The organism is Pseudomonas sp. Y39-6 (assembly GCF_023651955.1).
GTDB lineage: Bacteria > Pseudomonadota > Gammaproteobacteria > Pseudomonadales > Pseudomonadaceae > Aquipseudomonas > Aquipseudomonas veronii.
The window spans coordinates 2,568,341-2,591,212 of record NZ_CP069594.1 but is presented as its reverse complement, the minus strand read 5'-3'; the positions used below and the strand labels follow the sequence as shown (position 1 = coordinate 2,591,212).

Annotated in this window: 20 protein-coding genes and 5 pseudogenes; 12 read left to right on the top strand and 13 right to left on the bottom strand. The window is 57.7% G+C overall.

The window, feature by feature from the left end; all coding sequences use genetic code 11:
* Window positions 1-28: 28 nt before the first annotated feature.
* The 9 genes and pseudogenes from JN756_RS12015 (at window position 29) to JN756_RS11985 (ending at window position 7,833) form a co-directional block, all read left to right on the top strand.
* Window positions 29-292: a hypothetical protein gene (locus tag JN756_RS12015; protein ID WP_041931148.1), complete on the top strand. Its 264-nt coding sequence runs from the start codon at window positions 29-31 to the stop codon at window positions 290-292.
* Between the two features lie 208 nt (window positions 293-500).
* Window positions 501-620 (top strand): annotated as a pseudogene (locus JN756_RS32220) (type II toxin-antitoxin system RelE/ParE family toxin); the annotation flags it as partial.
* Window positions 621-1,528: 908 nt separating this feature from the next.
* Window positions 1,529-2,653, top strand: a pseudogene (locus JN756_RS32390) (nitrate- and nitrite sensing domain-containing protein); the annotation flags it as partial.
* A gap of 153 nt (window positions 2,654-2,806) precedes the next feature.
* Complete coding sequence (locus JN756_RS32385; protein WP_420893660.1) at window positions 2,807-3,514, top strand: methyl-accepting chemotaxis protein; 708 nt, start codon at window positions 2,807-2,809, stop codon at window positions 3,512-3,514.
* A gap of 250 nt (window positions 3,515-3,764) precedes the next feature.
* Window positions 3,765-3,932 carry a periplasmic nitrate reductase, NapE protein gene (gene napE / locus JN756_RS12005; protein ID WP_013692865.1) on the top strand — a complete coding sequence of 56 codons (168 nt, stop codon included), beginning with the start codon at window positions 3,765-3,767 and terminating at the stop codon, window positions 3,930-3,932.
* A 36-nt stretch (window positions 3,933-3,968) separates the two neighbouring features.
* Window positions 3,969-4,229 (top strand): chaperone NapD, encoded by a 261-nt coding sequence (locus JN756_RS12000; RefSeq protein WP_047225633.1) that lies wholly within the window; start codon window positions 3,969-3,971, stop codon window positions 4,227-4,229.
* Entirely contained in the window at window positions 4,226-6,730 is a 2,505-nt protein-coding gene (gene napA, locus JN756_RS11995; protein WP_013692863.1) for a nitrate reductase catalytic subunit NapA, read from the top strand. Before JN756_RS12000 ends, napA begins: the two co-directional genes overlap by 4 nt.
* 11 nt (window positions 6,731-6,741) lie before the next feature.
* Entirely contained in the window at window positions 6,742-7,227 is a 486-nt protein-coding gene (locus tag JN756_RS11990) for a nitrate reductase cytochrome c-type subunit (RefSeq protein ID WP_047225631.1), read from the top strand.
* Between the two features lie 9 nt (window positions 7,228-7,236).
* Window positions 7,237-7,833, top strand: a complete 597-nt coding sequence (locus tag JN756_RS11985; protein WP_013692861.1) for a cytochrome c3 family protein — start codon at window positions 7,237-7,239, stop codon at window positions 7,831-7,833.
* 58 nt (window positions 7,834-7,891) lie between these two features.
* Here the strand turns inward: JN756_RS11985 and JN756_RS11980 are convergent.
* A pseudogene (locus JN756_RS11980) lies at window positions 7,892-8,062 on the bottom strand (transposase); the annotation flags it as partial.
* An 846-nt stretch (window positions 8,063-8,908) separates the two neighbouring features.
* On the opposite strand from JN756_RS11980, the gene JN756_RS11975 reads away from it, so the two are divergent.
* From JN756_RS11975 to JN756_RS11965, 3 genes and pseudogenes are all read left to right on the top strand, one after another.
* On the top strand, window positions 8,909-9,121 hold the full coding sequence (locus tag JN756_RS11975) for a hypothetical protein (RefSeq protein ID WP_025214377.1): 213 nt from the start codon (window positions 8,909-8,911) through the stop codon (window positions 9,119-9,121).
* Between the two features lie 1,296 nt (window positions 9,122-10,417).
* Window positions 10,418-10,501, top strand: a pseudogene (locus tag JN756_RS11970) (type II toxin-antitoxin system ParD family antitoxin); the annotation flags it as partial.
* Window positions 10,502-10,857, top strand: a pseudogene (locus JN756_RS11965) (type II toxin-antitoxin system RelE/ParE family toxin).
* Window positions 10,858-11,043: 186 nt separating this feature from the next.
* Here the strand turns inward: JN756_RS11965 and JN756_RS11960 are convergent.
* The 12 genes from JN756_RS11960 to JN756_RS11905 all read right to left on the bottom strand — a co-directional run bounded on the left by JN756_RS11960 (window position 11,044) and on the right by JN756_RS11905 (window position 22,821).
* The gene (locus JN756_RS11960) at window positions 11,044-11,541 is read right to left on the bottom strand and encodes an alcohol dehydrogenase catalytic domain-containing protein (RefSeq protein ID WP_169850735.1); all 498 of its coding nucleotides are present in this window, start codon (window positions 11,539-11,541) and stop codon (window positions 11,044-11,046) included.
* Between the two features lie 248 nt (window positions 11,542-11,789).
* On the bottom strand, window positions 11,790-13,124 hold the full coding sequence (locus tag JN756_RS11955) for an OprD family porin (protein WP_169850736.1): 1,335 nt from the start codon (window positions 13,122-13,124) through the stop codon (window positions 11,790-11,792).
* 126 nt (window positions 13,125-13,250) lie between these two features.
* Window positions 13,251-14,135, bottom strand: a complete 885-nt coding sequence (locus JN756_RS11950; protein ID WP_169850737.1) for an NAD(P)-dependent oxidoreductase — start codon at window positions 14,133-14,135, stop codon at window positions 13,251-13,253.
* 73 nt (window positions 14,136-14,208) lie between these two features.
* Entirely contained in the window at window positions 14,209-15,594 is a 1,386-nt protein-coding gene (locus tag JN756_RS11945) for an MmgE/PrpD family protein (RefSeq protein ID WP_169850738.1), read from the bottom strand.
* 48 nt (window positions 15,595-15,642) lie between these two features.
* Window positions 15,643-16,422, bottom strand: a complete 780-nt coding sequence (locus JN756_RS11940; protein ID WP_169850739.1) for an SDR family NAD(P)-dependent oxidoreductase — start codon at window positions 16,420-16,422, stop codon at window positions 15,643-15,645.
* Entirely contained in the window at window positions 16,419-17,267 is an 849-nt protein-coding gene (locus JN756_RS11935) for an N-acyl homoserine lactonase family protein (RefSeq protein ID WP_169850740.1), read from the bottom strand. Before JN756_RS11935 ends, JN756_RS11940 begins: the two co-directional genes overlap by 4 nt.
* A 67-nt stretch (window positions 17,268-17,334) precedes the next feature.
* Complete coding sequence (locus JN756_RS11930) at window positions 17,335-18,087, bottom strand: carboxymuconolactone decarboxylase family protein (RefSeq protein WP_236255101.1); 753 nt, start codon at window positions 18,085-18,087, stop codon at window positions 17,335-17,337.
* 70 nt (window positions 18,088-18,157) lie between these two features.
* On the bottom strand, window positions 18,158-18,547 hold the full coding sequence (locus JN756_RS11925) for a cupin domain-containing protein (RefSeq protein ID WP_169850742.1): 390 nt from the start codon (window positions 18,545-18,547) through the stop codon (window positions 18,158-18,160).
* Window positions 18,544-19,455 carry an NAD(P)-dependent oxidoreductase gene (locus JN756_RS32380; protein WP_169850743.1) on the bottom strand — a complete coding sequence of 304 codons (912 nt, stop codon included), beginning with the start codon at window positions 19,453-19,455 and terminating at the stop codon, window positions 18,544-18,546. Before JN756_RS32380 ends, JN756_RS11925 begins: the two co-directional genes overlap by 4 nt.
* Before the next feature lie 39 nt (window positions 19,456-19,494).
* Complete coding sequence (locus tag JN756_RS11915; protein ID WP_169850744.1) at window positions 19,495-20,829, bottom strand: MFS transporter; 1,335 nt, start codon at window positions 20,827-20,829, stop codon at window positions 19,495-19,497.
* A 57-nt stretch (window positions 20,830-20,886) separates the two neighbouring features.
* Complete coding sequence (locus JN756_RS11910) at window positions 20,887-21,279, bottom strand: carboxymuconolactone decarboxylase family protein (protein ID WP_169850745.1); 393 nt, start codon at window positions 21,277-21,279, stop codon at window positions 20,887-20,889.
* 111 nt (window positions 21,280-21,390) lie between these two features.
* Window positions 21,391-22,821, bottom strand: coding sequence for an aldehyde dehydrogenase family protein (locus JN756_RS11905; RefSeq protein ID WP_169850746.1), 1,431 nt, complete (start codon window positions 22,819-22,821; stop codon window positions 21,391-21,393).
* Window positions 22,822-22,872 lie beyond the last annotated feature (51 nt).

The following is a 22,872-nucleotide window of genomic DNA, read 5'->3' as shown; positions in this document are numbered from 1 at the left end:
GAAGGGTTCTCCAAAGAGAAGGTGAATTGTGGAAGTTAAAGCCATCACCAGCTTTTTGAACCATTTTCAGCAACACGCCGAGCAACAACTGGGGTCTGGGCAAAGGCGTACTGACGCGCGCCGAATACCGCTAGGAGATAGCTTGCTGCCCGCCTGTCGATCGATAGTCAAAACAGAAGGAATAGATGCCTTGGAGCTTGGCTTCGGTTACGGCCTGGCTCATGTCTTCTACACCATAACGACCCTTATGCTGATCGATATCATTAGGTTTGCCATCGGAAATCAACAATAGCAGACTATGACTGCTCACTTCGCGCATCGTAAGGTGCTGGCGTGGCTTATGGCGAACCCTGCCCCGGTGTAGCGTTCCGGTTCGAGTGCGGCAATGCGCAGTCCGACATCGTTGCCAGCCGCGAATGTTTGAGGCGCTGGTAGTGAGTTCCGCCGGGGAGCGCCTGCCGACGATCTGAACAGAATCATCAACATCAGGTAAATGGTGTGGGACGGTCAAGTGCCCACGCCATAACGAGTTCTATCGTGTGGCAAACGACGACGTGATCGAAGTCGTCCGACTCCTGCATGACGCCCTAGAAGTGCAACTGCACCTGACCAACGACTGAACACGGACCTGGCTCAAGGGGTTAACTGGCCATGAACAGCGAAAGTCAGCCCCCTCTACATCTGAACCTGAGCGCCTAGCTGTCAGTCGACGGGGCAGTCAATTGAAGCGGGAGGTTCTGGGTCCGACCGGATGTTTGAGGCCCGCAACCAGAAACAATATGCTCAACTTGCATACCACTTTCAATGCTGAGCAACCGCTTTTTAGGCATTTTTCATGACCAGGAGCCTAACGATCAGCACCCTGGCAACATCACACAGAACGGGTGCATCCCAAGACCAATTTCAGGATAGGTACTAAGCGAAATACGAGGCTGCTTGTCCGCCCGAAAAAGCGGAGTGCAAGTCTTAGTAGCCTTCGTATTCACGAAAAGCGCGAGACCATCTACGTCAGGAAAGGAGTAGTTTTGGGCGCGATATATGGCGTGCCGGATCGCCGCAATCAAGCATCAAGAAGACCCAAATCCACGCCGCATCAGTTCCCTCCACCCGTGGACAAACAGTAGGGAAGTGTCCACTCCGGACAGCTAGACGGTGCTTATGATGGGATGACGACGTTTTGTATATCCGGAAAAACGTCAGGAGACAGAACCGACATGGGGCTTGTCGCATAGTTAGGCAAGCCGCCCGCATCACCACGAGTCGCTGCTAATGTTGGGACTGTGCTGGGGCACTGTTACTGGATCCCTGAAGCACCGAGTGTTCGTAGCTGACGAAAGCCACTTGTCAGATTTGATCGATTGGACAGGTTCTTCCCACTGAAACGACTCAAGGCGATAAGAATCTGACCGATAAACAGAGCAGCAAATCAGCATACCTGCGTGCGGCAGCCTCATCGCCGTCTCTCCTGTTCACATGCATCCCCTATAAGCATGACTGCAGAGTTTCTCCCCAACCTCGCAACACACTGATGCGAATGAGAAGGAAATTAATCGTGCTCAGAAACATTTCATTGAGCTTTAAGTTGATCCTGATTTTGGTATTCCCATTGATCGGATTCCTTTGGCTCGCAACTCTGCAAGTCATCGAGAGCTATCACACGCTTCGAGAAATGGAGCAGACGCAGGAGGCTAGTACCGCTGCACAGACGTTTAGCCAGTTGATCACGGTTTTGCAGCGTGAGCGCGGTGCGAGTGGCGTTTTCCTGGCCAGTAAGGGAACGTCTATGCGCGACGCGTTACATGCGTTGAGACAGCAGACAGACGAAGCCATTAATGCAACTCACCGTCTACCTACGCTGGACAATGATCAAGTCCGCCAAGCCATTGCGGCGCTGGATTCTTTGCAGGCCACTCGCGGTCAGATTGATGCGCTGGCGGTTAGCAACCGAGAATCGGGCGCTCGGTTCACAAAAATCATTAAGTCCTTGATCGCCTACACTCATGCACTTCAACGCAGTGTGGAAAAGCCAGAGTTGGCGCGAAGCCTTTCCTCACTCAACCAGTTCATCGAGATGAAAGAGCGAGCCGGCCGGGAGCGCGCGACATTGGGGGTGGTGTTCAACCAGAACCGTGTAGATTCAGAACTGCTCTCAACCTTCAGCCGAAACCTCGGCGAATTTTCAGCTTATGCTGAGGGCTTTCGCGGCAGTGCCGATGAGGCCTACGTCCGTCAACTGGACGATAAGATGGCGGCAGCCGACGCTATGGAAGTGGCTAGGCTTCAGCGACTGATTTTCGAAACGCCCATGGGCCACTCGCTCGACGTCCCAGCCGAGTCTTGGTTTAAGCTATCGACAGCCAGAATAGACCAGATGAGTGACGTCGAAAATGCGCTCAGCCTGCACATACGCAAGTTGGCCAATCAGGCGCACGACCACGCATATTTCGTGTTATGGGTTGTCCTAGGCTCGGTTGGCGGTGCAGTGGCGGCAGTGACCCTGCTGTCGTACTGCATCATCCGTAACATTAGGGCAGCAGTAGGCGAAGTCAATAACGTGCTGATCGCTCTTTCCGAAAGAGACCTCACCAGCCGCGCCACTTATGAGGGGCGGGATGAGTTCGGCACAATTGCCAACAACCTAAATCGCACGGCCACCGAGCTCAGTCAAATTATTCAAGAAATTGGAACCGCGACCGCGCAAGTGGCCACTGCAGCAGAAGAGTCTTCGGCTGTCACATTTCAGACCAGCCAGAGCCTTGAACGCCAACGCCAGGGAACGGAACTGGTGGTCACGGCCATCAATGAGATGAGCGCTACGGTTCGTGATGTTGCGCAGAGCACCGGCGATGCGGCAGCCCTATCACAACAGGTGAGCCAAAGCACCGAAAAAGGCAGAAAAGAAATCGAGGCGACCGTCCGTGTCATCCAAGACCTGTCCGAGCAAGCGGATCAAACCGCCGCCATCATTGGCGAGCTGAAAAATGAAAGTGATTCGATTTCCACTGTGCTAGACGTTATCCGTGGCATCGCCGAACAGACTAACCTGCTGGCTCTGAACGCAGCCATCGAAGCTGCGCGGGCCGGCGACCATGGACGTGGTTTCGCGGTGGTCGCGACTGAAGTGCGTACGCTTGCTCAAAGAACCCAAGAGTCCACTGGAAACATCCAAGACATGATCACCAAACTGCAGGCTGGCTCGGATCGCGCCACCAGTTCGATGCAGGAAACCTTGAGCAAGACGCGCACTGGTGCCTCCAATATCGAGTGCGCGGGGGAACTACTGGCGGAGATTGCCGTGGGCGTTTCGAGCATCAGCGACCGCAACATGCAGATCGCCACCGCTGCCGAGGAGCAAAGTGCCGTTGCGGAAGATATCAACCGAAATGTTATGGAAATCAACGATGTCGCCATTCAGGTCAGCGCCGGAGCTGATCAAACAGCAGCGACTAGCCGGGAGCTAGCGAGGTTGGCAGAACACCAACAAGTCATGGTGAGTCGTTTCAAAATGACTTGATATTCTTATGTACCCAGCTCGTTGGTGAATACTGATCTTTACTATTTTCTAACTCAAGCGCAGCGATAGGACGTCGCTGCGGAACCGGGAGCAAGCTCCCTCTCCCTAGAAAATAAATAGTAGATGAAGAACAGGACTTGCCGCTGTTGGACTCATATGGGACATAGCCGCTCGTCATAAAAACTGGACAAATAGGCCAGTTTGATTTTTCTGTCCTAGTATAAATTCAGGTTCGGCTGGAGAAGCCCCAATGTCGTTGGCTGAAGAACGCAAATCTGATCGCCGCAAGGAAACCCGGCTGTTCCTCTTCCTTGTCGTGTTCCTCTTTCCGCTGCTGTCGGTCGCCATCGTCGGCGGCTACGGTTTCCTCGTCTGGTTTTTCCAGATGCTGTATGGCCCTCCTGGCCCTCCCCACTGACCGGTGGCTTTTTCTTGAGGCTATTGGAGCCCGTTCATGGACGAAACCCTGCATATCGCCAGTCTTGTCGTACTTGCCCGACCGGAGATGTTCGACGCGGTCAAGGCCAACCTGCGCCTGCTCGATGGCCTGGAGCTGCATCAGGAAAGTGCCGCCGGAAAACTGGTGGTAGTGCTTGAAGCCGTGCATGAAGACCAGATCCTGCAACGCATCGACCAGATCAACAACCTGCCCGGCGTACTCAACGCGGCGTTGATCTATCACGAACTCCTCGAGCCCGAAGGAGACATCGAATGAGCATGACCCGCCGTGCATTCGTCAAGACCCAGGCCGCCGCCATTGCAGCCGCCGCTGCGGGCCTGCCGATCGTAACCTCTGCCAGCAACCTGGTGACCGAAGCGGACATGGTCACCCTGGACTGGAACAAGGCGCCTTGCCGGTTCTGTGGCACCGGGTGCAGCGTGATGGTCGCGACCCGGGATAACCGGGTGGTCGCCACCCATGGCGACGTGAAGGCCGAAGTCAATCGTGGGCTCAACTGCGTGAAAGGCTATTTTCTTTCAAAGATCATGTATGGCGTCGATCGCCTGACCCAGCCGTTGTTGCGCATGAAGAACGGTCTGTACGACAAGCAGGGTGAATTCCAGCCGGTCAGTTGGGAGCAAGCCTTCGACATCATGGAGCTGAAGTTCAAGCAGGCCCTGAAAAGCAAGGGGCCGGAATCGGTCGGTATGTTCGGCTCCGGACAGTGGACGGTTTGGGAAGGCTACGCCGCCAACAAACTGATGAAGGCCGGCTTTCGTACCAACAACATCGACCCCAACGCCCGCCATTGCATGGCCTCGGCGGTGATGGGTTTCATGCGCACCTTTGGCGCCGATGAACCCATGGGTTGTTATGACGACATCGAAGCCACCGATGCCTTCGTGCTCTGGGGCTCGAACATGGCCGAGATGCACCCGGTGCTCTGGAGCCGGGTGACCGATCGCCGCCTGAGCCAGCCCCATGTGAAAGTGGCGGTGCTGTCCACCTTCGAACATCGCAGTTTCGAGTTGGCCGACATCCCCATGGTGTTCAAGCCGCAAACCGACCTGCTGATTCTTAACTACATCGCCAACCACATCATTGAAAGCGGCGCGGTGAACCAGGATTTCATCAGCAAGCACACCCGCTTTGCCCGGGGTGCCGACGACATCGGATACGGCCTGCGTCCTGACGACCCACGGGAAACCAGCGCGAAGAATGCCGGCAAGGCCAACACATGGACGGATATTGACTTCGAGGCGTATGCCGCCTTCGTCAAGCCTTATACGCTGGAGCGAACCGCCAGGGAGACGGGGGTTGCGCCTGAGCGACTGAAAAGCCTGGCCCAGTTGTATGCCGACCCCAAGCGTAAAGTCGTGTCGTTCTGGACCATGGGGTTCAACCAGCACACGCGTGGCGTCTGGGCCAACAACCTGATCTACAACATCCACCTGCTTACCGGCAAGATCAGTGAGCCGGGCAACAGCCCCTTCTCGTTGACCGGTCAACCGTCGGCCTGTGGCACGGCACGTGAAGTGGGGACTTTTTCCCACCGACTGCCGGCCGACCTAGTGGTCACCAATCCCAAGCACCGCGCCACCGCCGAGAAAATCTGGAAGCTGCCCGCCGGCACCATCCAGGAAAAGCCCGGCTTCCACGCGGTGGAACAGAGCCGCATGCTCAAGGACGGTGTGCTCAACGTGTGCTGGACCCAGGCCAGCAACAACATGCAGGCCGGACCGAACATCATGCAGGAAGTCCTGCCGGGTTGGCGCAACCCGGACAATTTCATGATTGTCTCCGACGTCTATCCCACCGTTTCCGCCCAGGCCGCCGACCTGATTCTGCCCAGCGCCATGTGGGTGGAGAAGGAAGGCGCCTTCGGTAACGCTGAACGACGCACGCAATTCTGGCATCAGTTGGTGACGGCACCGGGAGACGCCCGGTCGGACCTGTGGCAGTTGATGGAATTTTCCAAGCGCTTCACCACCGATGAAACCTGGCCCGCCGAATTGCTCGCCAAGGCACCTGAGCTCAAGGGCAAGACCCTCTTCGAGGTACTGTTCAAAAATGGCCAGGTGGACCAGTTCCCCGTCGAGCAGTTGGAAGCCGGCTACAAAAACGATGAAGCCAAGGCCTTTGGGTTTTACCCGCAGAAGGGGCTATTCGAGGAGTACGCCCAATTCGGTCGCGGCCATGGACATGACCTTGCCGCGTTTGACCGTTACCACAGTGAACGGGGCCTGCGCTGGCCGGTGGTGGATGGCAAGGAAACCCGCTGGCGTTATCGCGAGGGGCTGGACCCCTATGTGGAGAAAGGCAGCGAGGTGCAGTTCTATGGCTATCCGGACAAGAAGGCGATCATTTTCGCCCTCCCCTACGAACCGCCGGCCGAGGCACCGGATGCGGACTACCCGTTCTGGCTGAGCACCGGGCGCGTTCTTGAACACTGGCACACGGGCAGCATGACCCAGCGAGTCGAAGAACTCTACAAAGCCGTGCCGGATGCGCTGGTGTACATGCATCCCGAGGATGCCAAGGCCTTGAAAGCACGGCGCGGCAGTGAAGTGAAGCTGATCAGCCGACGCGGTGAGATCCGTGCGCGCATCGAAACCCGCGGGCGCAACAAGCCGCCTCAAGGATTGGTATTTGTGCCGTTTTTCGACGCCAACAAGCTGATCAACAAGGTCACGCTCGATGCCACCGACCCGATCTCCAAGCAAACCGACTACAAAAAGTGCGCGATACGCATCGAGTTGGTCAGCGTGGCCTGAGGAGAACCCTGATGCTTTTTCGAATGCTGCCCTTGTTTCTGCTTGCCGCGATTGGCGTGGTGATCGCGGCTGAAATCAACTACCCGCTCGACGCGCCAGCTCCGGATGGGCGTCGCCCCGGCGGCACTCTGTCCCAGAACATGCCCGCCCCGCCCATTACCGATGAAGAAAACAAAGACCTCAAACGCGAGCGTAATTACCCGGACCAGCCGCCGACCATTCCCCACACCATCCGTGGCTATCAGGTCGACGCGAACGGCAACAAGTGCCTGTCCTGTCACAGCCGTGCCAACAGCGCACGGACCCAGGCAACGATGATCAGCATCACCCACTACATGGACCGCGATGGCCAAGCGCTGGCGGCCGTCTCACCACGTCGGTACTTCTGCAACCAGTGCCATGTACCGCAGGCGGACGTGAAGCCTTTGGTGGGAAACAATTTCGAGACAATCGACAAACTGCTGCAAGACAACGCCAACGCCACGAAGAAACCTTGAGGAGGCAACATGAAAGCACTGTTCGCCTTGCTCAAGGACTACTGGGGCGTCCTGCGTCGTCCGAGCCTGTATTACAGCCTGGGTTTCCTGACGCTTGGGGGCTTTATCGCCGGTATCGTTTTCTGGGGCGGCTTCAACACTGCCCTGGAGGCGACCAATACCGAGACGTTCTGCGTGTCCTGCCATGAAATGCGTGACAACGTGTTTGTCGAGCTCAAGGACACGATCCACTACACCAACCGCTCCGGCGTACGCGCCAGTTGTCCGGACTGTCACGTGCCACACGAGTGGACCCATAAGATCGCGCGCAAGATGCAGGCTTCCAAGGAGGTCTGGGGCAAGATTTTCGGCACCATCGACACCCGCGACAAATTCCTCGCCCTGCGACGTGAACTGGCCGAGCACGAATGGGCCCGACTCAAGGCCAACGACTCGCGAGAATGCCGCAATTGTCACAACTTCGAATTCATGGACTTCACCCGGCAAAGCAAGCGCGCCTCGAGCATGCACTCGACCTCACTGGCCAATGGCGAGGCAACCTGCATCGATTGCCACAAGGGCATTGCTCATAAGCTGCCTGACATGAGTGGGGTGAAAGGTTGGTAATCAAAGTGGTCGGGAGCCAATAGTCTTTTGTGAGAATGAATCCCCTCCATCGATATCAGTGCAAGGTGCTATTGGCAGCACGGTCACCGCCTCGATTTAAGCGATGGCGACTGAACTGTCCTGAAGGTGTCTGGACGGGGCTGACGCCACAAAGGGAAGCAAAACTAGATCCCGAGCGAAAGCAATCGCTGTTGTCTCCAGCTGTCGGTAGAAGCTGGGCGGCTGTCTCCTTTTCGATATACATCGCCCCAACAGATCCAGCAGCTACGCTTCACTTCTCTACCCCCTTTGTCTAAATTGATTTTAGGAAAAACGGGTTAGGTTCCTCCGAATTCGAATGCACACCAAGCCTTTGTCGCCCAGCCCGACCGATGGGCAACATAGTCGATGGCGCACGCTCTCCGGAGCAACAAGCAAAAGGATTTCGAAACCTACTTCGTCTGATAGGGTCGACGGAAATAGAGGGCGATAACGCCTCAGCCAGCGAAGGGCAAACTTGCGTGTACGGAGTACGGAACGTCCAGCGAACCTTTCGATTAGCCAGTCGGGGCGTTATGTAGTGGCTGGCTAACCTGGACGGCAGAATTCCCCTCTCCGGCCCTCCACTCATCCCGATGCATAGATAGGCTTAAGGGAGCACGCCGTGCCGCCGGTCAGTGCAATGGCGTAGAGGCGTGAGTCTATGGGCACAAAGTTAGCATTCAGATGTGTTGCACGCGATCGCTCTCAAGCCCGGCGACGGTAGACCGACGGTGTTGGCATAACCCGATTCAGCATTGCTTGAACCCCATCGCACGACGGCAACATCTTCGGGTGGTGCCGCGCCCCTCTCCCAAAAGCCGAGGATCTGCAGCACATCAACGCTAAAACGACGCTCAGGAGGTGTTTTGCAGGTTCAAAAGCTTGGCATTGCGCTCAAGGCGCCGCTGATCGCGGGGATCGATACCCTTCGCGACCAGCGCCCTGGCGATATCACGCAGAGCGCGAGCATCGCGTAGCGCTCGCTTATTCAACCGCCCTTTGTTTCCACCCCTTCCGCTGCTACGCTCTTGAGTCCTTGATTGGAGCCAAAACGATGCCCAGCGAATATTCACTTTCTGATGTTCTTGAGCGGCTATATCAAAATCAGCTCGCCTTGGAGGCTGCGGTGATGGAACTGACCTTGAAGGTAGAAAACCAAAGTGCAACAGATATTGGCGCCAACGTCCGAGGGGCACTTCACACGATCGGCGAGAACGCCGGACATATCAAACAGGGCTTGGCTAAGCTGAGAGCCCAGGGTCACTGATCAGCGGACCCAACAAAGAGAACTGGTGTTAAGCCTTATAAAGGCAGGTTAAGTTTCGCTGAGGCGATTGACTGAGCGGGGGCGAGGTAATTACCCTCGCCCTTTTGTCTCACTCCTCGCTCAAAAAGCTTCCGCCAAGCACAGCTTCAGACTGGGATCAATTATTTAGTTAACACCAACTACAAAAACAGCAGTAAACCGCGACATTCAAGTAGAGCAACTAAAAAGTCGCGCCCTTAGCCCCACACACCTTTCTAAAACTGCATCACCGTCATTCGCGCACTGATTATGCTGACTCGTCCTACATCTGAGTGAAAGGCCTAATAAAAATCGCAGCAGGCAAACCTAAAGCGCGAGTAATATTGTGCGGGATCAGGAGAGATCTGGAATTCTAAATGTCGAATTATATGTGGCAGCGGAGATAAACAAAGAACTGCAAAACCATTCAGAGGCAGTGGTCGAATCCAATCATCTTACGACAGAGCCGCTCACATTACCGCGCGACAACGCTTCTCTCAAAAATAAAATCAATATTGATAACAGCAAGCAGCGCACTTAAAACCTAGCACAAACAAAATATGACAAGACTATTTACACCTTTGACATCTATGGAGAAGCTATGAATATCGCCCCCTATAGTGTCATGAGCATGTTCCGGAAGAACTTAGAACAATAAATAGGCCATTTGAAAATGACCTTTTGAAACCTTCAAACTCATATTTAGATTGGTAGCATGCGACCACCACACGTACGCAGCGGGAGGCCGCAACTTTAGATTTAAAGGTTATGAAACACGCGAGCAAGCACGTAGGGCGACTTTATCTGCCCGTTTAAAAATTCAAAATATTCTTTGCCACCTGTTCATTGTCCTTCTCGGAAACCTTCGATATTTTGTAAGTGCATCGACGAGCGAAGATACTCAGTAGTGGACTTCACATCTGCGCTCAACAAACAGTCATGTCCGTAGAGCATACATTCAAAAACTCCTCATCATTTCTCACTGGTATTTGTGAGTACTGCGCAATGATGCATCCAAAAAGCCAAGAAAATAGCCCCGCACAAAATCACTACCGAGCTTAGACTTATAACCAGGACTGCTTCTGCAAGTCATAAGACCAAATTCGAGCATCTGAACGGCGCGAAAAAGAGAGTCCTTAGCAGGTTCACTTGGACCTAAACGCTTCTTCTTAAAAAATCCAAACATATGTAACTACTTACTTCCCCCCCGACCTAAACTATTCGCCTTGAACGATCTTCAGGACAAACAGCATTTTTTTGTAATTTCCCGCTACCTCTACTCAGTTGGACGAAGGGGATCTGGAGCACTACCTCGAGGACGTGAACCTGGAGGCCACCCTCCCCGCACGCGAGAAACACTGAGTGCCGCAGTATCGGATACCAACGCGGCGCGCGCCGACATTGTCGACATCCTCAGGGTCTCTCAGACGCAGTCCGGCGATCAAGCACGCCGGCGCTATCAAGCGCTGATCCTCGGGTCGCTGCAAGCGATTGCCGGCGCGCCTTATCGGGTTGGCAGCCACGACCGCGATGAGCTTGCACCGGGCCTTCGCAGTTATCACTTCATCTATTCACGCCAACAGGCCAAACACGCCCATGAGACGGTCAAAAGTCCACGCCATATCTTGTTCTATCGTGTGGCAGACGGCGACGTGATCGAGGTCATCCGACTCCTTCATGACTCCATGGAAGTGCTGTTGCATTTGCCTAATGACTGATCACCGACTTGGCCCAACGGCTTAACCAGCCACGAGCAACGAAGCTGCCCCCCTTTACATCTCAACCTGAGGCCCTCACGGCCAATTAAAGCGGAAGGCTCTGGGTCCGGCCGGACTATCGAGACCTACGACCAGATACACGATACTCAACGTTGCGTACCACTTTCAATGCTAAACAACCGTTGCTTAGGCGTTTGCCGTGGCCAAGCGCCTGGCATTACCCTCCAGGTGCCGATGGGCACGCGGGTCTATGCCCTTGGCGACCAGTGCCCAACAAAAGTTTCCTTGCTTGCCGAACCTGCGGTAGCGATTACACTGGCGCCCAGTGACTTTGCCCAGTGGGGCAAAGCGTGCCCCCGAAGCACCATGCACAACGACAGCCTCACTCGCCCAAACCGCATGGACCTGCTTGAGCAGCGCTGAGGAGGTCAACCCCTTAGATAGAACCCCAGCAGCTTTCTCGCTGGACATATTATCGGGGAGTTTGATCAGCGCGTTAGCGTCTATTACCCAGCGTTCGGCATATGCACCGAAGGCAGAGAAATGACCGACGCGATCACCGACTTTTAGGTTTGGAAAATTGGGGCCTAATGCCTCGACAATGCCAGCGGCCTCCACCCTCATGCTAAACGGCAGCGGGACTTTAAATGTGCCATCCCTTAACATCGTATCGACGAAATTCACACCGATCGCTTCATGCAGTAAAAGCACCGGCCCATGGATAGGCTCCTCAAGCGTGAAGGTTTCATATTGAAGAACCGCGTTGGGATCCTTGTTGATAAATTCGGATTCGTTGGGTCATGACTCTCTGCATTTTTTGAAACGTTGTTAATGCACAGTAAACAATTGAGGAAGAGCCGCTCTGCAAAAGAGCGGCGAAGGTAGTCAATCGTTAGGGTTTGCTGACTGCGTTCTGGAAATCGAAGAAAGCGTTACAGGAAGTTATAGGTGTAGTTGAAGATCAGTCGGGTCTGATCCTGGTCGGGGATGTTGGTGCCGCCACCGCGATAGGTGCCATGACGCACTGTCGTGCCGAAGCCCTTAAGCGCGCCAGTCTGGATGACGTAGTCGACCCGCATGTCGGTTTCCCATTCCGTCTGATCAGCGCCACCGGCCGCCACGGACTTGATGTCATCGCCATGCAGATAAGCGACGGAAGCCTTCAGGCCCGGCACGCCCATTGCCGCGAAGTCATAGGAATACTGACCGAACGTGGTGTTCTCACCCGCGCGCGCGAACTGGTTGATCACGCTGTCGGTGAAGAGATAAAAACTGGCACCACCCGCGCCTTCATTCGCCAGGTTGCCCTGGTTCACCCAGACAAAACCACCGTCGTCGGAGACCCGCTGATGGCCGAGCATCAGCGCGTTGCCACCCAGCGTGTAAGTGAACATCGCTGACCAGGTCTTGTTGTCGACCTCGCCGGGCGTTCTAGCGTAACCACCATTGTTATTGAACAAGTAGCCGGCCATGCCATTGGCGCCGTCGGAGCGGCTGTCGAAATAGCGCAGGTCGGTTTTGAAGGACTGGTCATCGCCGATGGGCAACACGTGAACCAGGCCGAGAAAGTGCTGCTTGTAGAAGTCTTCGAGGTTCGAATAGTAGTACTGCAACGTCAGGTCTTTGGTGACGTTCCAGTCGACGCCGCCGAAACGGAACTGGTTGCTGTCCTCGGTGCCGCCCGCCACGGACAGGCCGGTGCGGTTACTCGAAGCGCGGCCCGTTGCATGTTCAAGTTGCCCGGCGATAAAGGTGAAGTTGTCGATTTCCTTCGAGGTGATCATGCCGCCCTCGAACGTTTGCGGCAACACACGCGCATCGTTGGCCACCAGAATCGGCAGATTGGGCGCCAGGGTGCTGCCGTAACGTGCTTCGGTCCTGGAGAAGCGCGCCTTGGCGGTGGCGCCCAGGCGGCTCCACTGATCCACGGCCGAACCGTCGCTGTCGCTGGGGGTGAAGCTGTTGTTATCGGGATGAAGACCTTTACCGCCATCCAGGTGAATGCCGACCAGCGCCTGAACGTCCAGGCCGAAACCGACAGCCCCCTCGGTGAAGCCGGACAAATAGTCCAGCCTGAAACCTTGCGCCCATTCGCGCTGGTCGGCACCGCCTTCGCGGTTGTCGTTGTCGTAGTAGAAATTGCGTGCGGAAACACTGGCTTTACTGTCCTCCAGAAAGGCCGCGTGGGCGGCCTGACTCAGGGTCACGCCCATGGTCAGACCGGCCAGTGCGATGGAGGCGGACAGCGATTTATTGTTGTTTTTCATGTGTACTCCCGAGATGCGTTTTTATTATGAGTGAATCGTCAGGCACTGCTTCGCCCTACGGCTCTCCTGAAGAGAGCCGCGGTTGCAGGGTTTGCTACAGGTTTTTTGGGCGATAGGCGCCCCTTGCTACGGGCCCGCCCACGCCTCGATGTCGAGCACCAGCTCGGTCAGGTCGCGCTTGCCGCCGTCGTGCAGCGCCGCGACATTCCACATCTGACGCAAACTGCTGCCCACCCACATCGGCACGCCCAGCGCCTGGCACTCATCGACCGCCAGGCCGATGTCCTTGCAGACGCTGCCAATGGGAAAGCCAAAATCGAAGGTGCGCGGCAGCACGTGTTTGGGGAATTTATCCAGGGTCGCGCCGTTCTTGCCGCTGCCGGCATTGATCACCGACATCATCACTTCGGGGTCGAGTCCGCCCTTCACCCCGGCGACGAACGCCTCGGCGGTGATGGCGAAGGCCGTGGTCGAAAGCATGTTGTTGAGCAGCTTGAGCAACTGCCCTTGCCCGGCCTGCTCGCCCACCACGAACACCTTGCCGAACACATCGAACAGCTCGCGCACCTGGGCGATGGCGTCAGGCTTGCCCGCGACCATCATGGCCAACGTGCCTTTCTGCGCGCCCGCGGCGCCGCCGCTGACCGGTGCATCGACGGTTTCGATGCCCCGAGCGAGAAGACCGGCGGCGACCTCCTGCTCCGCACGCGAGCCGACCGTCGACAGGTCGACCAGAATCCGCACCGCGGAGCCCTCGACGATGCCCTTTGCGCCTAAGGCCACGGCTTTGAAAATCGCCGGGGTCGGCAAACTGGTGAAGATGATTTCCGCACTGTTCGCGACCTCCAGGACGCTTTGCGCAACCCGTGCGCCCAATGCCGACAGTTCGTCCAGCGCCTGCGCATCGGTATCGAAAATCACCAATGCGTGGCCCTGCTCGATCAAACGTCGAGCCATGGGACGACCCATGACCCCGACCCCGATAAATCCAAGCAATCTATTGTCTGTCATGTCCGCTCCCGAAATTTCAAACCATTGCGCCGCGCCCTTGGCCAGAGTGGCCTGTGGCCGCAGCGATCGACATTCAGCTGCCGGTGGCGAGTTGCATCACAACGCTCGCATCCGACGCCTGATCCAGTGACCACAGCGCATCAATCAACGGTTCAACCGCGCAGCCCGAACCACCGTATTCAGCGAGTTCGCGCAATTTGCGTTCAAGGTCAAGATCGCTGAGCGGTGCGGCTAGGCTGCCTCGGGAAACCGAGACCTTGCGCGACAGCGTCTGGCCGGATTGCAGCAGGATCCGCACCTGCGCCGCTTCCACCGCGTAACCCGCGTCATCGATGAACACCAACTTGGGATACAGTGCCCGTAACGCCGGGTCGGCCACCGCCAAATCGCTGAATTGCGCGAGGCTGGCCTCCCCCGTCGACAAGGCAACGGCGACCGCATGCTGGGCGCTGACCTGCGACTCCCGGCCGCTGCGGATGTCGGGCCGATCCGTGCGCTCGCGCAGCAGTGGGTGGCCAGTCAACTCGACGCGCACGACGTCATCTATCGACCATGCGCGGTCTTGATAAAGCGCCAGGCACGCCTCAATCACCGGGTTCAACACCACACCACAGGGATACGGTTTGTAGGTGTTGGCCGACAACGCCCAACGCTCGCCCAACCCCTCGCTGACCTGGAGAAAATCCGGGCGTTCGCCCATGACCCGAAGGAAGCCGCGCTCGCCCTCGATCGGTCGCTCGGGGCCGGCAAAACCTTGCTGAGCCAGTAGCGCCGAAAGCAGCCCGTTACGCGCCGAATTGCCGACACCGATGCTCTTTGCCGCACTGCCCAGCGTTTCCACCAGACCCGAGGACTGGGCACTCGCATTACCCAGCGCCCACAGGTGTTGTTGCACGTCCAGGCCCAGCAGTTTTGCCGACGCGGCCGCTGCGCCAAAAACGCCGCAGGTGGAGGTGATATGCCAGCCACGCTGGTAGTGATCCGGAAAAACGGCCATGCCCAGGCGACACTCGACTTCAACCCCCAGAACAAACGCCAGCAGCAGTTGTTCACCGGACACTGGCGTCGTCTCGGCCAACGCAAACAGCGCGGCGGCCACCGGCGCGGTCGGATGAATGATCGTCGGAATATGGGTGTCGTCGAAGTCGTAGACATTCGCGCTCATGGCGTTCAGCGAGGCGGCATGCAGCATGTCCGTGCGCTGCGCACGTCCGACCAGTCGCGCTTGCTGCCCCGAGCGAAAACCCTCGAACAGCGAGATCGCTTTGCCGACATCGGGGTCATTGCACCCCGCCAGACAGACCGCAAAATAATTCACCAGCGCTCGCTTGGCCTTATACCGCACGGCCTCGGGCACGTCGATCCACTGGGTACGCTCGATGAACCCGGCCAGTTGTCGCGTCAACGGCGGTACCTCGGTGCCGCGATAAATCTCGGGGCGAACTTCGCCTCTGGTCATGCTTGTCTCCTTCAATGTTGGCCCGGCGTTGTGCTGTCGTCGCGCGATTCAGTTCGCCAGCCAACCGTCGTCCACCGGCAGGGTCGCGCCGGTGATAGGGGTGCCCGAGGCGCTGCACAGGAACACCACCAGATCCGCCACGTGCGCCGCCTCGACAAACCGTCCGGTGCCCTGCTTGCCCTGCAAGAATTCGCGGGTGGCGGTGTCACGGTCCAGTTGCTTGTCCGCCATCAAAGCCGTGAGACGGCTTTCGATATTGGGGGTCAGCACTGAACCGGGGCACACCGCGTTACAGGTAATGCCCTGCCCCTGGGTTTCCACCGCCACCGCACGGGTCAACCCGAGCAAGGCGGTTTTGGTGGTCACGTAATCGATACGGTTGGCAATCGCCCGCGAGCCATAGGCGGAGGACATGTTGATGATCCGTCCCCAGCCCCGCGCACGCATGCCCGGCAAGGTCATCTGGATGGCACGAAAGGCGGCGGTGAGATTGACCGCCAACGCCTGATCCCAACGCTCACCCGGAAAATCTTCAATGGATGCAAAGTGCCGGATCACGGCGTTATTGATCAGCACATCAATGCCGCCCATGCGCGCCTGCGCATCGCCAATCAGCACGTCGACGGCGTCGGACGCGGTCAAATCGGCACGCACGTAGCAGACGGCTACGCCATGCTCGCGCTCCATGGCCTGGCAAGTCGATGTCATGTCCTGCGGCGACTCGAGGCCATGCAGCACCAGGTTGCAACCAGCAGCGGCCAGGCCTCGGGCCATCGCCAGGCCGAGTCCGTTCGACGAACCGGTGATCAGCGCCGTTTTACCTTTCATGCCTGCGCCCCGGCTGAGCCGATACGCACTGCAAACGAAGGATCGTTAGGGTCCACCGGTGCAAAACGGTTCATGACGTCAGGGTCATGCCCGGGAATGACCACCGTGCCGGGTTGCTCGTGCAACCATTCGCGGATTTGCGCATAGCCCTGGTACATGTCGGCCAGGCTATCGAGCACGGCGAAAGGACGGTCCTGTTCCAGTTCTTCGTAGTAGTGAATGGCGTCCGACGCGAGGATCACCGGCCCGTCCGGCATTTGCACCACGACGGCCAACTGGCCGGGGGTATGACCGCCGATCTCATAGAGCTCGATGCCCGGGATCAGGGTGTTACGAGGCTCGTCGAGCAAGGTGATGCGACCGGCGTCGGCAAGCGTCTGGATGAACTGGATATCCAGAGGGTCGATGTGGTGGGCGTACTGTGGACGCTTGCCCATGTCCGTCGACCAGAAGTCGAACTCTTTGCGCGACATGACGATTTTCGCGTTGGGGTACAGACCGAGATTGCCGGCGTGATCGTAGTGAGCGTGGGTCAACACCAACAGCTTGACCTCGGCCGGATCGATGCCCAGGCGCGCCAGTGCATCGGCCGGCGCTACCACCGGCTGACGACGACGGGCAATCGCGGCTTCGGGGCTGAACCCGGTGTCGATGACGATGGTCTGGTCGGCGTTGCGAAAGATCCAGAAGAAGTAATCCATGGTGATTTCGGCATCCGGCTCTTTGTAGGCACGGAAGTTGTAATAGCACTCGCTTTTGCTCGTCTGGCGGGTGCCGTAACGCACGATGATGATTTCGGGATCGGTCCAGTCGGGCTTCACGGTCGCCGCTGATAGGGTGTTCATAGCTGACTCCTGAGGAGAAGAACGCATGGGTGTGCCACGCTCTTGTTTTTATAGGGTTGTTTGATAGTTACCGTGTCTCGCCAAGCGCCTGTTCGAGCATTGGCGCTGCCAGCAACGCACCGTGGATGCCGATGACACTGACGATCTCCAGCATTTCCATGATTTCCTCGGCCGTCGCGCCATAGCCCAGGGCGTTGCGCATGTGCAGTTTCAAGCCCGGTACATAGAGGTGCGTGGCGGCGGCATCGAACGCGCAATAGATCAGCTCCTTGATTTTTGGCGGCAGGACGCCGGTGCGCCACGGCACCGAAGAAAAATCGACGTAGGCTTCGAACAGTTCCGGATCGAGTTCCAGCAAACCTTCCCAGGACGCATGCCAATAGCCACGGTTTTTCACGAAGCTGTCCTTGAGCGCTTCGCGCCGGGCATCCAGTGGCGTCGAACCGTTGCGCAGGCCTTCTTCCTCCAGCACTTCCAGCAGCACCGGCACGCCGACGTTGGAGGCATGGATGCCGACGGTGCTGATCAACTCCAGCACTTCCATCAATTCTTCAGCGGTGGCGCCATGCTTGATCGCCGCGCGCAAATGCTCCTGAACGCCGGGCGCATACAAATGCGTGGCCGCGGCATCGGCGGCAATGGCGATGAAGGATTTGACCTTGTTCTCCAGGTGGTTCTTTTTCCACGGGACCGCGGCAAACCCCGAGTACGCTTCGAGAAAACCGGCATCCAGGCGCAGGACACTGTCCCAGGCCGGGCTCCAGGCACCGCCCGCATCAATGAAAGCCTGTTTTACGTGCTGCTGTTTTTGCGTGAGCATCATCGTCTTTCCTTCATCAAGGGACCCCAGCAAACGGCGTCGCCCACCGGGGTATCGAGCTATTGAGCGGTCACCGAACTGCGCGCAAATAGTCCTGGTCCGAGACCGCTTCCTCCCAGACGGTTTTACCGATGGAGGTCGCCAGATGAACCATGAAGTGGGTGGTATTGGCGCCGTGCCAATGGCGTTCGTGCGGACCGATCCACACCGTGTCGCCCTGGCGAATGACTTCCGGCTCACGGCCTTCAATGCAGATCCAGCCGCTGCCGGCGCTGACGTAGAGCACCTGGCCCTGCTCATGGCTGTGCCAGAAGGTGCGTGCGCCCGGCGTGAACGACACGTTGTTGATCGTGACACCGTCAGTGGTTGGCATCACCGGATCGGCCCAGACCACCCCAGTGAATGTCGATGAGCGTTGCTCTGAAACGGCGCCACTGGCGTTACCGTGAATAACCTTCATGCCTTGCCTCCTGTTGATTCCTCGTGAAGCCGGATACCGCCGGACATATCGCCGATGGCATCCACGACCTTGTTGCTGATCTGATCGCCGTACCCCAACGCCACCTGCAAACCGAAACTCGCCAGCGGCCCGGACGCATTGAGCGAGGCGACCCCCAGTTCGCGGGCGCGCTCGATGTAGAGCACAACGTCCTTGCTCATCAACTTGCCGGTCAGGCCGCCTTCCAGGTAGTTGCCATCGACGATGTAGGGAAAGCGGTTCTGTGTGGCGAAGTTGACGCCGCTGCTGCTGTTGAGCACGTCCAGCAGGCGATGAAGGTCGAGCCCGGCTTTCTTGCCCGCGACCATCACTTCGGCCGTCGCGGCCAGGCTGACCGCATTAAGGAAGTTGTTGAGCAGCTTGGTGGTGTGCCCACTGCCGCTTTCGCCCATGTTGAACACCTTGCTGGCGATGGGTTTGAACACCCAGTCAAGCGCCTCGATGGTGGACACGTCACCGCCCACCATCAGCGTCAACGTGCCCTTCTGCGCGGCCGCGGCACCGCCGGAAATCCCGGCGTCGACATACTGCACGCCGCGTTGGGCGAACAAGCCGTTCAAGCGGATCGTCGAACTGGCGGCGGCAGTACTCAGGTCAATGATCGTCTGGCCTTCACGGCAATGCTGCAGCAGGCCGTCGACGCCCTCCACCACCATTTCAACCACTTTGCTGTCCGGCAGCGACAACAGAATGACGTCGGCCTTGTCCGCGATCTCGCGGATCGAGGCGGCCAGTTGCGCCCCAGCGGCGTGTACTCGCTGCGGTTGCGGGTCGTAACCGAGTACGGTCAAGCCTGAGTCGACGAGGCAGCGCGTCATTCTGCCGCCCATGTTGCCGAGTCCGACAAAGCCAATTGTTTTGTTGCTCACGGCGGTTCTCCTCTGTTCAAAACGACGGGGTGATACCCGTCAGAAATCCACGTCTTTGGTTTCCGGCCCCATGAACGCGCCCAGCGTGCCGATGATTCCGCCGATGAACAGCAGGACCGCTGGCGTGACAGTGAAAGGCATGACCAGGCCGAGTGCGTTCATGTAGAAGGCGTAGAAGGAAGGAATAATCACCGACAGGCTGAAGCCGACACCGAAGCCTGTGGCCCGCACATCCGTCACGAAACGCTCGTTGATGTAGGTCACGATCACGCCCCACGGCGCGGTCACCACCACCGACAACAGGCACACCAGGAACATGATCAGCGGCAAGGACAGCCCCGGCACATTCGCCAGCACGTACATGATTGCCGCGCCAAAAATCGCAATGGTCGGCCCCAGGATCAGGAAGAAGCGGCGGCGGCCGAACTTCTGCCCCAACATGCCGGAGGCGATGTAGCTGAAGAACAACACGGAGTAGGAAATCAGCAGCGTGGCCGTGACTTCAAAGCCCGACAAATGCAGGGTTTTCACCAGCAGCCCGGTCGGCAGGAAGATCGTGATGATGTTCTGCGTCAGCCAGAAACCGGTCATCATGATCAGCACTTGCAACAGGTTGCGGCCGCTTTTGCCACGCAGCAGATCGGTCAATGGCAACTTGTCTTTCGGCTTGCTGGCGTCCACTTCCCAGATTTCGGATTCGGACACGGCGAACACGTAATACAACGCCAGCACCCCGGCCAGCAGCGCGCCGACCACGAAGGGAATGCGCCAGCCCCATTGCACGTACGGCGAGTCGATGCCGGCCAGCGGGAACAACGCGAACATCAGCATCGCCACCAGGTTGATGCTGACGTAGGCGAGCGGGAAGCCGGCAATGATCAGTCCGCCGACAAAACCGCGCTGGTGCTTTTTCGAATACTCGATGGCCAGCGGCATCGCCCCGGTGTAACCGCCGCCGAGAAAAATCCCGTCGATGAACCGTAGCAACACCAGGAGCAAGTAAGACCAGATGCCGATGCTGTCGTAGCCAGGCAGCAGCGCGATCAACAGCGTGACCACACCAAAACCGGTCACCGAATAGATTGATGCCATCCGGCGCCCTGTCGTATCGGCGATCATGCCGAACAACAGGGCACCGATAGGACGCCCCAGCAGCGTGGTGATAAACACCAGTGAAGCAAGAATGGCCTCCATGCCGGGCGACAGGTTCGTCGGCTGGAAAAAGAACAATACCGGCGCGAGAACGACCACAGGCAGGTAGATATCGAACATGTCGATGTACTCAGAGAAAAACGCACCCTTGATCGCGTTTTTTCTCTTCTTCTCAATCGACTGCTCCGACTCGACGGGTCGGACGGGTGCATAGGTAGCCATGACGTTTCCTTATAATTATTGTTGAGACGTTAAGCGTCGTATCGAACAGGGTCAGGATCAGTGCTTCTCGGCCTGCTCATAGGCCTTGATCGTGTCAGAGGCGATCCGGAAGGCCGCAAGCCCCACCGGCACACCGCAATACACGGACGCCTGCATCAATACCGCGCGTATTTCCTCCTTGGAAACCCCGTTCTTGAGTGCGCCTTTCACATGAACAGCGAGTTCATGGTGTTGACTCATGGCCGTTAACAGCGCCAGGTTGATAATGCTGCGCGTCTTGAACGGGAGCGTTGAATCGCCCCAAATCTCGCCCCAGCAATACTCGGTGACGAGCTTTTGCATGGGGCGGTTGAAGTCGTCAGCCGCCGCCCAGGATTTCTCCACGTGGCTTTCGCCCAAGACTTCCTTACGATTCTCAAAGCCTTTGGTAAAGCGTTCGTTATCTTCCATTGTTCTCTCTCCAGCGTGTTTTCGTAGTATCGAATTATTGTCATACAATCAAAACTGGTAAATTTTTTTGACGCGGATTGATCCGCGCCAAAAAGGTCGCCGCCATGCACATTAGCCGCCGGCGTAGCCGACCATGGATTTGACCTCGAGGTATTCGCGCAGTCCGTATTCACCCCATTCCCGACCGTTGCCGGACTGTTTATAGCCACCGAACGGTGCGGCGAAATCGGCGGGCGGATAATTCAAATGGACGCTGCCCGCCTGCAGGGCGCGCGCCACCTGACGGGCTCGTTCCAGATCAGCAGACTGCACATAGGCCGCGAGACCGTAGTTCGTGCCATTGGCCATCGCGATCGCCTCGGCTTCCGTGTCATACGCCATCATCGACAGCACGGGACCAAAAATCTCTTCCTGCGCGATGGTCATTTGCGGCGTGACATCCGCGAACACGGTGGGCTTGATGTAATAGCCGCGGGTGATTCCCTCCGGCAGACCCGGCCCGCCGGTCACCAGTTGTGCGCCCTCATCGAGGCCGGTTTGAATCAGTGCCTGCACGCGTTTGAATTGCGCCTGATTGACCACCGGCCCCAGTTGAGTCGACTCCTCGGAAGTGGGGCCGACACTGAAGGCCTGGGCTGCACGTCTGGCGATCTGGATGGCATCGGCCATCAATGCCCGGGGAATCAGCATCCGCGTCGGAATAGAGCAGGACTGGCCGCTGTTGGTGAAACAGGCGGCGACACCTCGGGTCACGGCGTCTTGCAGGTCGACGTCGTCGAGCAGGATATTGGCGGACTTGCCGCCAAGCTCCTGCGCCACCCGCTTGACCGTCTCTGCAGCGGACTTCGCCACCAGCACACCCGCCCGTGTCGAGCCGGTGAACGACAGCATGTCGATACCCGGATGCGCAGCGATGGCCGCGCCTACACCAGGCCCGTCGCCGTTGACCAGATTGAACACGCCCGCGGGCACGCCGGCCTCATCCAGCACTTCGGCGAACAGCAGCGCACTGAGCGGGGAATATTCGCTCGGCTTGAGCACCATGGTGCAACCGGCCGCCAATGCGGGGGCGATTTTCACCACGATCTGATTGATCGGCCAGTTCCAGGGTGTGATCAGCCCACAGACCCCGATCGGTTCGAAGCGCAACAAGGTAGTGCCTTGCGGTTCCTCAAACCGAAAGCGCTTGAGTACCTCGATCAGTTGATTGAGATGCAGCGGACCACGGGGCACCTGACCTTTACGAGCGAAGGTGATCGGCGAGCCCATTTCCACGCGCATTGCTTCGGCGAATTCTTCCTGACGACGCTCGTAAATAGCCACGATGCGTTCGAGCAAGGCGATACGTTCGGCGACACCGCGCCCCGCGTAATCGGGTAACGCGGCACGGGCCGCCGCCACTGCCCGATCAACGTCGTTGGCATTGCCCAATGCCAAGCGGTCGACAACGGTTTCGGTCGCAGGATCGATGACGTCGAACCATGTGGGCGATGACGGTTCCACCCACTCTCCACCGATGTAAAAACTGGCTGCACGAGACATTCGATTCACTCCATTACGCAATGATGGATCGCTGTTTTCGTCAACACGGGC

What these genes read in the sequence shown, in the direction of transcription:
- JN756_RS32385 (WP_420893660.1), top strand. Translation starts at nt 2,807, where the DNA reads ATGAGCGCTACGGTTCGTGATGTTGCGCAGAGCACCGGCGATGCGGCA.
- napE (WP_013692865.1), top strand. Translation starts at nt 3,765, where the DNA reads ATGTCGTTGGCTGAAGAACGCAAATCTGATCGCCGCAAGGAAACCCGG.
- JN756_RS12000 (WP_047225633.1), top strand. Translation starts at nt 3,969, where the DNA reads ATGGACGAAACCCTGCATATCGCCAGTCTTGTCGTACTTGCCCGACCG.
- napA (WP_013692863.1), top strand. Translation starts at nt 4,226, where the DNA reads ATGAGCATGACCCGCCGTGCATTCGTCAAGACCCAGGCCGCCGCCATT.
- JN756_RS11990 (WP_047225631.1), top strand. Translation starts at nt 6,742, where the DNA reads ATGCTTTTTCGAATGCTGCCCTTGTTTCTGCTTGCCGCGATTGGCGTG.
- JN756_RS11985 (WP_013692861.1), top strand. Translation starts at nt 7,237, where the DNA reads ATGAAAGCACTGTTCGCCTTGCTCAAGGACTACTGGGGCGTCCTGCGT.
- JN756_RS11975 (WP_025214377.1), top strand. Translation starts at nt 8,909, where the DNA reads ATGCCCAGCGAATATTCACTTTCTGATGTTCTTGAGCGGCTATATCAA.
- JN756_RS11955 (WP_169850736.1), bottom strand. Translation starts at nt 13,124, where the DNA reads ATGAAAAACAACAATAAATCGCTGTCCGCCTCCATCGCACTGGCCGGT.
- JN756_RS11950 (WP_169850737.1), bottom strand. Translation starts at nt 14,135, where the DNA reads ATGACAGACAATAGATTGCTTGGATTTATCGGGGTCGGGGTCATGGGT.
- JN756_RS11945 (WP_169850738.1), bottom strand. Translation starts at nt 15,594, where the DNA reads ATGACCAGAGGCGAAGTTCGCCCCGAGATTTATCGCGGCACCGAGGTA.
- JN756_RS11940 (WP_169850739.1), bottom strand. Translation starts at nt 16,422, where the DNA reads ATGAAAGGTAAAACGGCGCTGATCACCGGTTCGTCGAACGGACTCGGC.
- JN756_RS11935 (WP_169850740.1), bottom strand. Translation starts at nt 17,267, where the DNA reads ATGAACACCCTATCAGCGGCGACCGTGAAGCCCGACTGGACCGATCCC.
- JN756_RS11930 (WP_236255101.1), bottom strand. Translation starts at nt 18,087, where the DNA reads ATGCTCACGCAAAAACAGCAGCACGTAAAACAGGCTTTCATTGATGCG.
- JN756_RS11925 (WP_169850742.1), bottom strand. Translation starts at nt 18,547, where the DNA reads ATGAAGGTTATTCACGGTAACGCCAGTGGCGCCGTTTCAGAGCAACGC.
- JN756_RS11915 (WP_169850744.1), bottom strand. Translation starts at nt 20,829, where the DNA reads ATGGCTACCTATGCACCCGTCCGACCCGTCGAGTCGGAGCAGTCGATT.
- JN756_RS11910 (WP_169850745.1), bottom strand. Translation starts at nt 21,279, where the DNA reads ATGGAAGATAACGAACGCTTTACCAAAGGCTTTGAGAATCGTAAGGAA.
- JN756_RS11905 (WP_169850746.1), bottom strand. Translation starts at nt 22,821, where the DNA reads ATGTCTCGTGCAGCCAGTTTTTACATCGGTGGAGAGTGGGTGGAACCG.